Source organism: Pseudomonas sp. MG-9 (assembly GCF_018729515.1).
Classification (GTDB): domain Bacteria; phylum Pseudomonadota; class Gammaproteobacteria; order Pseudomonadales; family Pseudomonadaceae; genus Aquipseudomonas; species Aquipseudomonas serboccidentalis.
On record NZ_JAHHZH010000002.1, the window covers coordinates 709,431 to 722,478 of the forward strand.

Here is a 13,048-nt window from a genome sequence, read left to right on the forward strand (position 1 = left end):
TGATCCTTCCCAAGGATGAGAACTCCCATGGAAATCTCCGGTAACACAGCTTTTTATGCGGGTTTGAGCACCATTCAGACCGGGCAGAACCGCGTCGATCAGGCGGCCAGCCAGATTGCCAACAACACCATCGAGCGTTCGGTCACCAGCCAGTCCTCCGAGGCGCAGGTCGATCGTCTACGCGGTATCGACCGCAGCCAGCAAATGGATCCGGGCAGCGCCATGGCCGAGATGGCCCAAGGCAAGTTCCAGGTGGAACTGGGCACCAAAGTCGCCAAGGCGTCCGATGAAATGCTCGGTACGATCATCGATACGTTTGCCTGATTTTTCTCGCCTCCTGTCTGCCGAACGCCGCGCCTTGTCGCGGCGTTTTTCGTTGTAAGTCCTTCTCCCTCAACTAATCTTTTTGTATGGCCCGTGGCGCTTCGCAGACCATGGCGGTTTGCTGTGTCCGGCGTTTGAAAGCTGTGATGACGAACGGCAAAAGATCGACGCTTGACAAGATTTCGGCGTAAACGTATGTTTCAAACAACTGTTTGACCGTCACAACAACTCAACACGGTCGTTCATTCCCGGTTACATCAGCAGAGGTTTATCGCTATGCCTGACTACAAGGCCCCCTTGCGTGATATTCGCTTCGTTCGTGACGAACTGCTCGGCTACGAAGCGCACTATCAGAGCCTTCCGGCTTGCGCAGACGCAACGCCGGACATGGTTGACGCCATTCTCGAAGAAGGCGCCAAGTTTTGTGAGCAGGTATTGGCACCGCTGAACCGCGTGGGCGACCTCGAAGGCTGCACCTGGAGCGAGTCCGGCGTGAAAACCCCGACTGGCTTCAAAGAGGCGTACAAGCAATTCGTCGAAGGCGGCTGGCCAAGCCTGGCGCACGATGTCGAGCACGGCGGTCAAGGCCTGCCGGAGTCGCTGGGTCTGGCGGTCAGCGAAATGGTTGGCGAAGCCAACTGGTCGTGGGGCATGTACCCAGGCCTGTCGCACGGCGCAATGAACACCATCTCCGAGCACGGCACCCCTGAGCAGCAAGAAGCCTATCTGACCAAGCTGGTTTCCGGCGAATGGACCGGCACCATGTGCCTGACCGAACCGCACTGCGGCACCGACCTGGGCATGCTGCGTACCAAGGCCGAACCTCAGGCTGATGGCTCCTACAAAGTTTCTGGCACCAAGATCTTCATCTCGGCCGGCGAACACGACATGGCCGACAACATCGTCCACATCGTACTGGCCCGCCTGCCGGATGCTCCGGCTGGCACCAAAGGCATTTCCTTGTTCATCGTTCCAAAGTTCCTGCCGAACGCCGATGGCACCATCGGTGCGCGCAACGCAGTGAGCTGCGGTTCGCTGGAACACAAGATGGGCATCCACGGCAACGCCACTTGCGTGATGAACTTCGACGGCGCCACCGGTTTTCTGATCGGCCCGGCGAACAAAGGCCTGAACTGCATGTTCACCTTCATGAACACCGCACGTCTGGGTACCGCCCTGCAGGGTCTGGCGCACGCCGAAATCGGCTTCCAGGGTGGCCTGAAATACGCTCGCGACCGTCTGCAAATGCGCTCCCTGACTGGCCCGAAGGCGCCGGACAAAGCCGCTGACCCGATCATCGTGCACCCTGACGTACGCCGCATGCTGTTGACCATGAAGGCATTCGCCGAAGGCAACCGTGCGATGGTGTACTTCACCGCCAAACAGGTCGACATCGTCAAATACGGCGTCGATGAAGAAGAGAAGAAGAAAGCCGATGCACTGCTGGCGTTCATGACGCCGATCGCCAAAGCGTTCATGACCGAAGTCGGTTTCGAATCCGCCAACCACGGCGTGCAGATCTACGGCGGCCACGGCTTCATCGCCGAGTGGGGCATGGAGCAGAACGTTCGCGACAGCCGCATTTCGATGCTGTACGAAGGCACCACCGGCATCCAGGCTCTTGACCTGCTGGGCCGTAAAGTGCTGATGACTCAAGGCGAGGCTCTGAAAGGCTTCACCAAAATCGTCCACAAGTTCTGCCAGAACAACGAAGGTAACGAAGCCGTCAAAGAGTTCGTTGCACCGCTGGCTGCGTTGAACAAAGAGTGGGGCGAGCTGACCATGAAGGTCGGTATGGCAGCCATGAAAGATCGCGAAGAAGTCGGCGCGGCCTCCGTGGACTACCTGATGTACTCCGGTTACGCCTGCCTGGCCTACTTCTGGGCTGACATGGCACGTCTGGCCGCCGAGAAGCTGGCCGAGGGCACCGGCGATGCAGCGTTCTACACCGCCAAGCTGCAAACCGCGCGCTTCTACTTCCAGCGCATCCTGCCACGTACCCGTACCCACGTGGCCACCATGCTGTCGGGCGCCAACAACCTGATGGACATGAAAGAAGAAGACTTCGCGCTGGGTTACTAAGCCTTAACGCGGTCTGACGAAACCGCTGCTCCTTCGGGGGCAGCGGTTTTTTTTGTTTGTGAATCGCTCAGAAACCCGGCTTTTCTGCCGTTAAAGAGACTGCATGTGATCTGGATCACATTGTGTGTGCTTAACTGGCCACATTGCAGGCACAATGCCATCTCTTTGATATGACGGGTCGGAGTTTTACCCTTGCCGCGTTCTTCCGCTGTACGTTTCAGTCATTTCCTACCATCACTGCTGTTGTTGCTTGCGGGGTTGGCGGCTGCGTACGTCAAAGACCTCAACGTGTTCTTCACTTCGCTGTTCAACGTGTTGCCGACCCTGGTGCTGCTGTTGGGCGGTGCTTACTGTGCGGTTTACCGACGTCAGCGCGAACTGTTTCTGATGCTCACGGTGTACATCGCCTACTTTTTGCTCGACACCCAGACCGACTATTACCGCGACAACGGCAAAGTGCGCGAAGACGCTGCTGTGGTGTTCCATCTGGTCTGCCTGCTGCTGCCGTTGTTGTTCGGCTTGTTTGCCGCGTGGCAGGAGCGTACCCATCTGTTTCAGGACATGGTCGCGCGGTTCGCCGTACTGCTCGCTTTCGGCAGCGTCGCCCTCGGTCTTGAGCAAAGTTATCCTCAAGCGCTGTTGATGTGGCTCTCGGAGATCCGCTGGCCAGCGCTGCACGGTGCCTGGATGAGCCTGATCCAGATGTCTTACCCGGTGTTCCTCTCGGCCTTCCTGTTGCTGGCCTGGCAATACTGGCGCAGCCCGCGACCGCTGCATGCGGCGCAACTGGTCGGCCTGCTCGGCTTATTCTGGATGCTGCCGAAAACCTTCATTTTGCCGTTCACCCTGAACATCATGTGCAGCCAAGTGATGCTGATGATTGCTGCGGCAGTAGCGCACGAGGCCTACCAAATGGCCTTCCGTGATGAGCTCACAGGGCTGCCGGGGCGTCGCGCGCTCAATGAGCGCATGCAGCGCCTGGGCCGCAACTATGTGCTGGCGATGAGCGACGTCGATCACTTCAAGAAATTCAACGACACCCACGGTCACGACGTGGGTGACCAGGTGCTGCGACTGGTCGCCAGCAAACTGTCGAAAATCAGCGGTGGCGGTAGGGCGTATCGCTATGGTGGTGAGGAATTCGCTCTGGTGTTTGCAGGCAAAACCCTTGAGGAGTGCATGCCGCACCTGGAAGTCATTCGTGAGTCGATTGCCTCTTACAACATCCAGTTGCGCAATCAGGAGAACCGTCCGCAGGACGACCAGCAAGGTCGCCAGCGCCGAGGCGGCTCCGGTGCCTCCAGTGTGTCGGTCACGGTCAGTATCGGCGTTGCCGAGCGCGTGGAGCAGCGCACCCCGGAAGAAGTCCTGAAGTCTGCCGACCAGGCGTTGTACAGCGCCAAAGGGGCGGGTCGTAACTGCGTCATGGCGTTCGGGCAGAGCCGGCGCGGGGCGGTGCGCATGGATAGCGTCGCCGGCTGAATCGAGTCCCGCCCGTTTTGATAAAGAGCCCGCTGATGCGGGCTTCTTTTTGTTCAAAAATGCTGATGACTAAAAATAACAAATCAGTCACTGCCTGACCCTATGTGTCGCAAAAGTTGTTGGGGTACACTCGGCCTCAAAGAAAACCATCCTTCCACGAATTACCTGTTTAGATCTTGCGAGGTTTGCCATGGCTGACTACAAAGCGCCGCTGCGCGATATGCGCTTCGTCCTCAATGAAGTATTCGAGGTCGCCAAACTCTGGGCCGAACTGCCGGCCTTGGCCGAGACCGTCGACGCCGAAACCGTAGAAGCCATTCTCGAAGAGGCCGGCAAGGTCACCAGCAAAAGCATCGCACCGCTGAGCCGGGCTGCCGACGAAGAAGGCTGCCACTGGAAGGACGGTGCTGTCACCACGCCGGCCGGTTTCCCACAGGCTTATCAGACTTACGCTGAAGGCGGCTGGGTCGGTGTCGGTGGCGATCCGGCTTATGGCGGCATGGGCATGCCCAAAGCCGTTTCGGCTCAGGTCGAAGAGATGGTCAACTCCGCCAGCCTGTCGTTCGGTCTGTATCCGATGCTGACTGCCGGCGCTTGCCTGTCGATCAATGCCCACGCCAGCGAAGAGCTGAAAGCGGCGTACCTGCCGAACATGTACGCCGGCATCTGGGCCGGTTCCATGTGCCTGACCGAGCCGCACGCCGGCACCGACCTGGGCATCATCCGTACCAAGGCCGAGCCTCAGGCCGACGGCTCCTACAAGGTCAGCGGGACCAAGATCTTCATCACCGGCGGTGAACACGACCTGACCGAAAACATCATTCACCTGGTGCTGGCGAAACTGCCGGACGCCCCGGCTGGCCCGAAAGGCATTTCGCTGTTCCTGGTGCCAAAGTTCATGGTCAATGCCGATGGCAGCCTGGGCGCGCGCAACCCGGCGAACTGCGGTTCGATCGAGCACAAGATGGGCATTCAGGCGTCCGCGACCTGCGTGATGAACTTCGACGAAGCCGTGGGTTATCTGGTCGGCGAGCCGAACAAGGGCCTGGCGGCGATGTTCACCATGATGAACTACGAGCGTCTGGGTGTCGGCATTCAAGGCCTGGCCAGTGGCGAGCGTTCCTACCAGAACGCTGTCGAATACGCCCGCGATCGTCTGCAGAGCCGTTCGCCGACCGGCGCGCAAAACAAGGACAAAGTCGCAGACCCGATCATCGTCCACCCGGACGTGCGTCGCATGCTGCTGACCATGAAAGCCTCCAACGAAGGTGGCCGCGCATTCTCCACCTACGTGGCGATGCAGCTCGACACCGCCAAGTTCAGCGAAGACGCCACCACCCGCAAGCGTGCGGAAGACCTGGTGGCGCTGTTGACGCCAGTGGCCAAGGCATTTCTAACCGACCTGGGGCTGGAAACCACCGTCCACGGCCAGCAGATCTTCGGCGGCCACGGCTACATCCGCGAGTGGGGCCAGGAGCAACTGGTGCGTGACGTGCGCATCACCCAGATCTACGAAGGCACCAACGGCATTCAGGCACTGGACCTGGTCGGGCGCAAGATCGTTGGCAGCGGTGGCGCGTTCTACCAGCTGTTCGCTGACGAGATCCGTCACTTCACCGCGACTGCCAGCGCTGACCTGGGCGAGTTCACCAAGCCACTGAACGATGCCGTTGGCACCCTCGACGAGCTGACTGCCTGGCTGCTGGATCGGGCGAAAACCAATCCGAACGAAATCGGCGCGGCTTCGGTCGAGTATTTGCAAGCGTTTGGTTACACCGCCTACGCCTACATGTGGGCATTGATGGCGAAAGCCGCGCTGGGCAAAGAAGCGCAGGACGATTTCTACGCCAGCAAGCTGGGCACCGCGCGTTTCTATTTCGCCCGTCTGTTGCCGCGCATCCACTCGCTGAGCGCGTCGGTGAGGGCTGGCAGTGAGTCGCTGTTCCTGCTGAACGCCGAACAGTTCTGATGAAGTAACGTCATGTAAGCATTCTCTTACATGACGTGCTGCTGTTCTCCCATAGGCGTAGATTGGATCCACAGCTAATCTACAACTCATGGACGTCGCGCAGGAAGCGCAAAGCAACAACACGGACACGTAGGATTCTGCCAGGGTGGCGGAGTGAAATGGATGTCAGGGAAACAGTCTGCAAAGCCCCGCTTCGGCGGGGTTTTCTTTTGCCTGAAGAAAAGTTTCAGCTCAAGGGATCCAGCGTCGGCGCACCTTTGAGCGGTTGTTCCTCACGCTGCATCACCTCTTCCAGCAAGGTGCGCAGCAACGCCAAGGACGCCTGCTGGCGCTGCACGTCGCGGCACACCAGGCCGACTGTCAGCGGCACCCGCGGTTCGCTCAGCGGTTTCCACAACAGATCCTGATCGTCGTATTCCTTCTTTGATCGCCCGGGCAGCACCGTCGCCAGCTTGGTGTGCGGCAGGCTGTCGAGAATCCCCAGCATATTGTTCAGTTCGGCCTGCACTTGCGGGCGTCGTCCCAGGCTTGTCAGCTGAGCCTGCCAGATCTGGCGAATCTGAAATTCTTCGCCCAGCAGTAACATCGGCAGCTCGGCCGCCTGACTGATGGAGACCTTCTTGAATTCCCGCAACGGATGATCCGCCGGGATCACCAGCGTCAACTCATCTTCGTACAGTATCACGCCATGCAGCCCGGGCTGTCGCGGTGGCAGGTAGCTGATGCCGATGTCGAGCGAACCATTGAGCAGACGGCGCTCGATCTCCAGTCCGCTGAGCTCATAGATCTGCACCACCAGGTGTGGCTGTGCCTTGCGCACCCGCTCCAGCATTTGCGGCACGAGACTGGTGTGTACGGTTTGCAGCACGCCAATCGCCAGGGTACGCAACGCCTGGCCCTTGAAGTTGCCCAGCGCCTCACGCGCCCGTTGCAGACCATCGAGCAGCGGCAGGGCGTGGTTGTACAAGGTGTGAGCGGCGAGGGTCGGCAGCAGGCGTTTGCTGCTGCGTTCGAACAGGGTGACGTCGAGGTTCTGTTCAAGATGGCGAATCTGTTGCGACAGCGCCGGTTGCGAGATCGACAGGCGCTCGGCAGCCCGGCCGACATGCCCTTCTTCGTAGACCGCGACGAAATAACGCAGTTGTTTGAAATCCATAAGTAATTCTTATCGAAAATGCTGATAAATCGAAATGGCCCGAAGTCCTCGGTGAGCCTAGTCTAACCGCAATCACAAGGCTTACAGGGCCAGAAAGCGCGATGAATAGCGTTTGCTTCGACAGTGTTTGCATAGGCAGTTCAAAAAACCTCAGACGAGGTTTTTGTCAATGAATCTGTTCAGTTTGCTGCGCCAGGCGCCGAGTCTTGATGACCTCGCGTTCGAGGCCAACCCAGCCGATGCAGGCGCAAGCCTGAATGCCGAGCGGCTGATGCCCAGCGTCGAACGCCCGCAACAGGTGTTCGTTCGCGGCCAGGGCTCCTGGCTGTGGGACAGTAACGATCGCGCTTATCTCGACTTCGCCCAGGCCGGCGGCGCCAACAGCCTCGGTCACAGCCCTTCGGCGCTGGTCAAAGCGATTGCCGGTCAGGCTCAGGCGCTGATCAATCCCGGTTTCAATCTGCACAATCGCGGCATGCTCAGCCTCGCCGAGCGACTGTGTGCCAGCACCTCAAGCGATCAGGCCTATTTGCTCAACAGCGGCAGCGAAGCCTGTGAAGCGGCGATCAAACTGGCGCGTAAATGGGGCCAGCGGCATCGTGGCGGCGCGTCGCGGATCATCGTTGCCAGACACGGCTGCCACGGCCGTAGTCTGGCGACGATTTCGGCGTCGGACAGTTGCAACCTGCACAACCGTTTCGCACCGTTGTTGCCGGGTTTCGATCGGGTGCCGTTCAATGACTTGTCGGCGCTGCATGCGGCTATTGATGCGCAAACCGTGGCGATCATGCTCGAACCGATCCAGAGTGATGCCGGGGTGATTCCGGCCACCGAACATTACCTCAAAGGCGTCGAGCGGCTGTGCCGCGAGCTGGGCATTCTGCTGATCCTCGATGAGGTTCAGACCGGCATCGGTCGCTGTGGCACTTTGCTCGCCGAACAGTCCTACGGCGTACGCGCCGATATCGTCGTGCTCGGCAAGGGCCTTGGTGGCGGCGTGCCGCTGGCGGCATTGCTGGCCCGGGGCAAGGCCTGCTGCTTCGATGCGGGTGAACTGGGCGGCACTCATCACGGCAACGCACTGATGACCGCGGCCGGTCTGGTGGTGCTCGACAGCGTGCAGGACCGGGCGTTTCTGCAGCAAGTCAACGACCACGGCCAGTACCTGCGCGAGGGCCTCGCGAGACTGGCGCACCGTTACGGTCATGGCGAGTTGCGCGGGCAAGGGCTGTTCTGGGGGCTGACGCTGTCAGAGGATTCTGCCGATGCCGTGGTCAATGCCGCCTTGCATGAGGGCTTGTTGCTCAACGCACCGCAAGCCGGCTGCCTGCGTTTCACCCCGGCACTCACTGTCAGCAAGGCCAACATCGACGAAATGCTCCTGCGCCTGACCCGAGCCTTCTCGCGGGTACGCACCGCGCAACTGCAATGCCGCAAAGGGATTGCCGTCTGAGCTGAACTTTCCTACCCGATTTCAAGAACCGTCTCGCGGTATAACGCACGCCTCACGCCTGATTCTTTTGGCGTGAGGCGTTTTTTTGTGCCCGAGTTTTACCGAGTGCCTTTTGGCGCTTGAGGTATTGCCGGGCGGGTGGTCTTTTAGAAAGCGCCGACAACAAGCACCCCAGTGGAATGGCGCTGAAACTGCTGAGTATTGTGCAGAAACACGGGCTGCAAATTCTCGCTTGAGCCATCAATTTGATACCGACCTGGTGATTGGCACTGAACCCTGACGAACCGCACGGGTCGATTAGCGTGTATGGCTCAAGTGAGCCAACCCCCAATCAGGAGCTGATCCATGGATTTCATTCGTATCATCATCGCCATTCTGTTGCCGCCACTGGGTGTGTTTCTTCAGGTCGGGTTTGGCGGGGCGTTCTGGCTGAACATTCTGCTCACGCTGTGTGGCTACATTCCTGGGATCGTGCATGCGGTGTACATCATCGCCAAGCGCTGAGTGCTGCGACGCCAGCTAGATAGCCTTCGCGAGCAAGCTCGCCCACATTTGATCGTGCTATCAACACAAAAAACTGTGGGGGCGAGCTTGCTCGCGAAGGGGGCGACTCGGTTTTTCAGTCCGCCAATCCCATTACCCGCCGATAAAACGTCCACTCCTGCTCCAGCGCATGCGCCTGATTCACCGCCCGGCGAAAGCCATGGCGCTCGTCAGCGTAGTAATGCGCCTCGACCGCTATGCCCTTGCGCTCCAGCGCGGTGACCATGTCGCGGGTCTGTTGCGGCACGACGACGGCGTCCAGTTCGCCCTGAAAGAAAATTACCGGCACACGAATGTTGCTCGCGTGCAGCAAGGGCGTGCGGGCGGCGTAGCGCTCGGCGTTCTGCTCGGGATCGCCGATCAGCCAGTCGAGGTAATCGCCCTCGAACTTGTGCGTCGCCCGGGCCAGTGCCACCGGGTCGCTGACGCCGTACAAACTGGCACCCGCGCGGAACACCTGTTGAAACGCCAACGCGCATAACGTGGTGTAACCCCCGGCGCTGCCGCCGCGGATGAAGGCGCGCTCGCCGTCGATCAGGCCTTGGTCGGCCAGGTACGCCACCACCGCGCAGGCGTCCTCGACATCCACCTCGCCCCAGCTCAGGTGCAACGCCTGGCGATACGCGCGGCCATAACCGCTGCTGCCCCGGTAGTTGAGATCGGCGACGGCGAAACCGCGTTGCGTCCAGTACTGGATGCGCGGGTCGAGCATCGGGTAGCAGGCCGACGTCGGGCCACCATGAATGAACACCACCAGCGGTGGTCTGGCTTCGTCATTCATTGCCGGGTAGAAGAAACCGTGGGCTTCACCCGAGCCGCTCGGATAACGCAGGGTTTGCGGACGGCTGATGCGTTCGGCGGGCAGTGGCGCCACGCCACCGGCCAGCACGTTGACTTCATGACTGGCGCGATCAATGGCGATTACCGCCGAAGGGCTGATCGGCGAGGCGGCGATGCAGTAGATGAATTGCTGATCCAGCGCCAGATGCCGGAAGCGGCTGTAGTCGCCAGTGAAGTCTTCGTTGCCGAGCGCCAGGCGGCCAAAACCGCCTTCGCTCCAGCTCGCCAAAAACCAATCCTCGACAGGGCACCAGGTGCAGCCGCCCAGTTGCCACGGCGCCGGCGCATGATCTGCCTGGGCCGCTGGCAATGGCCGCAAGCCGTCGGAGGTTTCAGCCCAAGGCTGCCAGAACCCAGCGCGATCGGTCAGGCAGTACAGGCGATTTTCTGCATTGAATCGCGGTTGCTTGATGGACTCTTCACACTCGGCGCCAGCCACGCATCGCGGGGAGCTGAATGCACCGTCGGTCAGGCGTTCAGCCACCATCAACCGCGTTGAGGTCCACGGTTGATGCGGCCGGCTCCACTCGATCCACGCCAAACGTCGGCCATCCGGGCTGAGGATTGGCGCGGCATAAAAATCCGCACCTTCAGCCAGCAAATGCCGGGTGCTGTCAGCCAGATCAAACGCTACAAGCCGATGTTGATCTTGCTGCTCCTCAACCGCCAGCACCTGGCCGAAAGCAAAATGCAGATCGCCATAACGACACTCGCCTGACGTCAGCGCCTCAGGCGCGCCATCCAGCGTCTGCCGATACAGCTGCTGGTCTGCCTCATTGACGAAAACCACGCCGTCCGGCGTCAGACAAAACGCACCACCGCCATATTCGTACACCCGACTGCGGACACTGAAGCCATTGGGCGTCAGACATTTCGCCACGCCGTCGCGCCACTGCCAGATCCGGCACGCGGCATCTTCCGGGCGATATTCATTCCAGAACAAACCGTTGGCACCGAGCTGCAGCTCGGCGAAATCCATACCGGCGGCGACGGCCTGGGTGGCGCTGAAAGGCTCAGCCCTTGGCGATGAGGCGTGAGTTTCGTTCATTACGGAAGGCCAGTTGTTCGATGGTCTGGGTGGCGTGCTCGGCTTCTTCGCGGGCCTTGAGGATCACGCCGTGATGTTCGGATTTGCTGCACACCGGGTCGGCGTTGCTTGCGTCACCCGTGAGCATGAACGCCTGACAGCGGCAGCCGCCGAAATCCTGTTCCTTTTCGTCGCAGGAGCGGCACGGCTCGGGCATCCAGTCGTAACCGCGAAAACGGTTGAAGCCGAACGAGTCGTACCAGATGTGCTGCATGCTGTGATCGCGCACGTTGGGAAATTGTACCGGCAGCTGTCGGGCACCATGGCAGGGCAGGGCGGTGCCGTCCGGCGTCACTGTCAGAAACAGGCTGCCCCAGCCGTTCATGCAGGCTTTCGGGCGTTCTTCGTAGTAGTCCGGGGTCACGAATATCAGCTTGCACGGATGCCCTTCGGCCTCCAGTTTGGCGCGGTATTCGTTAGTGATGCGCTCGGCGCGCACCAGTTGTTCCTTGGTCGGCAACAGGCCGACGCGGTTGAGCTGCGCCCAGCCATAGAACTGGCAAGTGGCAAGTTCGACGAAGTCGGCCTCCAGCGCGATGCACAGCTCGATGATGCGGTCGATCTTGTCGATGTTGTGCCGATGGGTGACGAAGTTCAGCACCATCGGATAACCGTGAGCCTTCACCGCCCGGGCCATTTCCAGCTTCTGCGCGAAGGCCTTTTTCGAGCCGGCGAGCAGGTTGTTCACTTGCTCGTCGCTGGCCTGGAAACTGATCTGGATGTGATCGAGGCCAGCCTTCTTGAAGTCGCTGATCTTCTGCTCGGTCAGGCCGATGCCGGAGGTGATCAGGTTGGTGTAGAAACCCAGCTGCCGCGCTTCACGAATCAGTTCGGCAAGGTCCTGGCGCACCAATGGCTCGCCACCGGAAAAGCCCAGTTGCGCGGCGCCCATCTCCCGCGCCTCGCGAAATACCTTGATCCACTGCTCGGTGCTCAGCTCTTTGCCTTGCTCGGCGAAATCCAGCGGATTGGAGCAGTACGGGCATTGCAGCGGGCAGCGGTAGGTCAGTTCGGCGAGCAGCCACAGCGGCAGACCGACTTCAGGCTTGGGCGGCAGATCAGTCAAGGGTGATCCAGTGCTGCGCACGGGCAACCTCCATGAATTGCTCGATGTCGTCACCGAGTTCAGGCACGCCGGGGAACTGCTCATCGAGTTTGGCAATGATCGCTGCGACATCGCGTTCACCGTCGATCAAACCACCGATCAGCGCGGCGCTGTCGTTGAGTTTGATCATGCCTTCGGGGTAGAGCAGCACGTGGCCTTTTTGCGCCGGTTCGTACTGGAAACGGTATCCGGGACGCCAGGTCGGGGTCTTGCTGCGATCGAAACTCATAGGGTGATTCCTTTGTGCCAGACCCGTTGCTCGGTGACGCTGTGATACGGCGGGCGGTTCAGTTCGTAAGCCATGCTCATGGCATCGAGCATGCTCCAAAGAATGTCCAGTTTGAACTGGAGAATTTCCAGCATGCGCTCCTGACCCTCACGGGTCCTGTAGTGCTCGAGCGTGATCGCCAGACCATGCTCGACATCCCGCCGCGCCTGGCCGAGGCGGGTGCGGAAATATTCGTAGCCGGCCGGGTCGATCCACGGGTAATGCTGCGGCCAGCTGTCGAGGCGTGACTGGTGGATCTGCGGCGCGAACAGTTCGGTCAGCGAACTGCTGGCGGCTTCCTGCCAACTGGCACGGCGGGCGAAGTTGACGTAGGCGTCGACAGCGAAACGCACGCCGGGCAGCACCAGTTCCTGAGAGCGCAGTTGATCCGGGTCGAGGCCGACCGCTTGACCGAGGCGCAGCCAGGCTTCGATACCGCCGTCTTCACCGGGGGCGCCGTCGTGATCGAGCAGGCGTTGAATCCACTCGCGGCGAATCTCGCGATCCGGGCAATTGGCGAGGATGGCCGCGTCTTTCAGGGGGATGTTCACCTGATAATAGAAGCGGTTGGCGACCCAGCCCTGAATCTGTTCGCGGGTGGCGCGGCCTTCATACATCGCCACGTGATACGGGTGGTAGATGTGGTAGTAGGCGCCCTTGGCGCGCAGAGCCGCTTCGAATTCGGTGGGGGACATTGGCGTGTCAGTCATGTCTGTTCTCCGGGGAACAACCCTAGAAA

11 protein-coding genes and 1 pseudogene are annotated in these 13,048 nt (G+C 60.2%); 7 read left to right on the forward strand and 5 right to left on the reverse strand.

All coding sequences use genetic code 11. The features are described 5' to 3' along the window. The first annotated feature begins 27 nt into the window (after positions 1 to 27). The 4 genes from KKQ10_RS07905 to KKQ10_RS07920 all read left to right on the forward strand — a co-directional run bounded on the left by KKQ10_RS07905 (position 28) and on the right by KKQ10_RS07920 (position 5,857). Positions 28 to 324, forward strand: a complete 297-nt coding sequence (locus KKQ10_RS07905; RefSeq protein WP_003228898.1) for a hypothetical protein — start codon at positions 28 to 30, stop codon at positions 322 to 324. Positions 325 to 600: 276 nt separating this feature from the next. Further along, positions 601 to 2,406, forward strand: coding sequence for a phenylacyl-CoA dehydrogenase (locus KKQ10_RS07910; protein ID WP_127647803.1), 1,806 nt, complete (start codon positions 601 to 603; stop codon positions 2,404 to 2,406). Between the two features lie 192 nt (positions 2,407 to 2,598). Beyond that, positions 2,599 to 3,888, forward strand: coding sequence for a GGDEF domain-containing protein (locus KKQ10_RS07915; protein WP_215500724.1), 1,290 nt, complete (start codon positions 2,599 to 2,601; stop codon positions 3,886 to 3,888). Between the two features lie 190 nt (positions 3,889 to 4,078). Continuing rightward, a complete protein-coding gene (locus KKQ10_RS07920) occupies positions 4,079 to 5,857 on the forward strand; it encodes an acyl-CoA dehydrogenase C-terminal domain-containing protein (RefSeq protein ID WP_127647801.1) in 1,779 nt (592 codons plus the stop codon). A 226-nt stretch (positions 5,858 to 6,083) separates the two neighbouring features. On the opposite strand, the gene KKQ10_RS07925 is transcribed toward KKQ10_RS07920, so the two are convergent. Next, positions 6,084 to 7,013, reverse strand: coding sequence for a LysR family transcriptional regulator (locus KKQ10_RS07925; protein ID WP_215500725.1), 930 nt, complete (start codon positions 7,011 to 7,013; stop codon positions 6,084 to 6,086). Between the two features lie 169 nt (positions 7,014 to 7,182). Between KKQ10_RS07925 and KKQ10_RS07930 the strand changes: the two genes are divergently transcribed. The 3 genes and pseudogenes from KKQ10_RS07930 to KKQ10_RS07935 all read left to right on the forward strand — a co-directional run bounded on the left by KKQ10_RS07930 (position 7,183) and on the right by KKQ10_RS07935 (position 8,970). Continuing rightward, the gene (locus KKQ10_RS07930) at positions 7,183 to 8,466 is read left to right on the forward strand and encodes an aspartate aminotransferase family protein (protein ID WP_215500726.1); all 1,284 of its coding nucleotides are present in this window, start codon (positions 7,183 to 7,185) and stop codon (positions 8,464 to 8,466) included. Between the two features lie 155 nt (positions 8,467 to 8,621). After that, positions 8,622 to 8,702, forward strand: a pseudogene (locus KKQ10_RS28370) (helix-turn-helix domain-containing protein); the annotation flags it as partial. Positions 8,703 to 8,811: 109 nt separating this feature from the next. Then, complete coding sequence (locus tag KKQ10_RS07935; RefSeq protein WP_003228885.1) at positions 8,812 to 8,970, forward strand: YqaE/Pmp3 family membrane protein; 159 nt, start codon at positions 8,812 to 8,814, stop codon at positions 8,968 to 8,970. A gap of 115 nt (positions 8,971 to 9,085) precedes the next feature. Here the strand turns inward: KKQ10_RS07935 and KKQ10_RS07940 are convergent, their stop codons facing one another. Genes KKQ10_RS07940 through pqqC form a run of 4 tightly spaced genes read right to left on the reverse strand, consistent with a single transcriptional unit; the run spans position 9,086 to position 13,019 of the window. Beyond that, a complete protein-coding gene (locus tag KKQ10_RS07940) occupies positions 9,086 to 10,897 on the reverse strand; it encodes an alpha/beta hydrolase family protein (RefSeq protein WP_215500727.1) in 1,812 nt (603 codons plus the stop codon). Then, positions 10,863 to 12,002, reverse strand: coding sequence for a pyrroloquinoline quinone biosynthesis protein PqqE (gene pqqE, locus KKQ10_RS07945; RefSeq protein ID WP_169844049.1), 1,140 nt, complete (start codon positions 12,000 to 12,002; stop codon positions 10,863 to 10,865). The genes KKQ10_RS07940 and pqqE overlap by 35 nt, the downstream gene beginning before the upstream one ends. Continuing rightward, positions 11,995 to 12,270, reverse strand: a complete 276-nt coding sequence (pqqD, locus tag KKQ10_RS07950; protein WP_025108597.1) for a pyrroloquinoline quinone biosynthesis peptide chaperone PqqD — start codon at positions 12,268 to 12,270, stop codon at positions 11,995 to 11,997. The genes pqqE and pqqD overlap by 8 nt, the downstream gene beginning before the upstream one ends. Continuing rightward, positions 12,267 to 13,019, reverse strand: coding sequence for a pyrroloquinoline-quinone synthase PqqC (pqqC, locus tag KKQ10_RS07955; RefSeq protein ID WP_215500728.1), 753 nt, complete (start codon positions 13,017 to 13,019; stop codon positions 12,267 to 12,269). The genes pqqD and pqqC overlap by 4 nt, the downstream gene beginning before the upstream one ends. Positions 13,020 to 13,048: the final 29 nt, after the last annotated feature.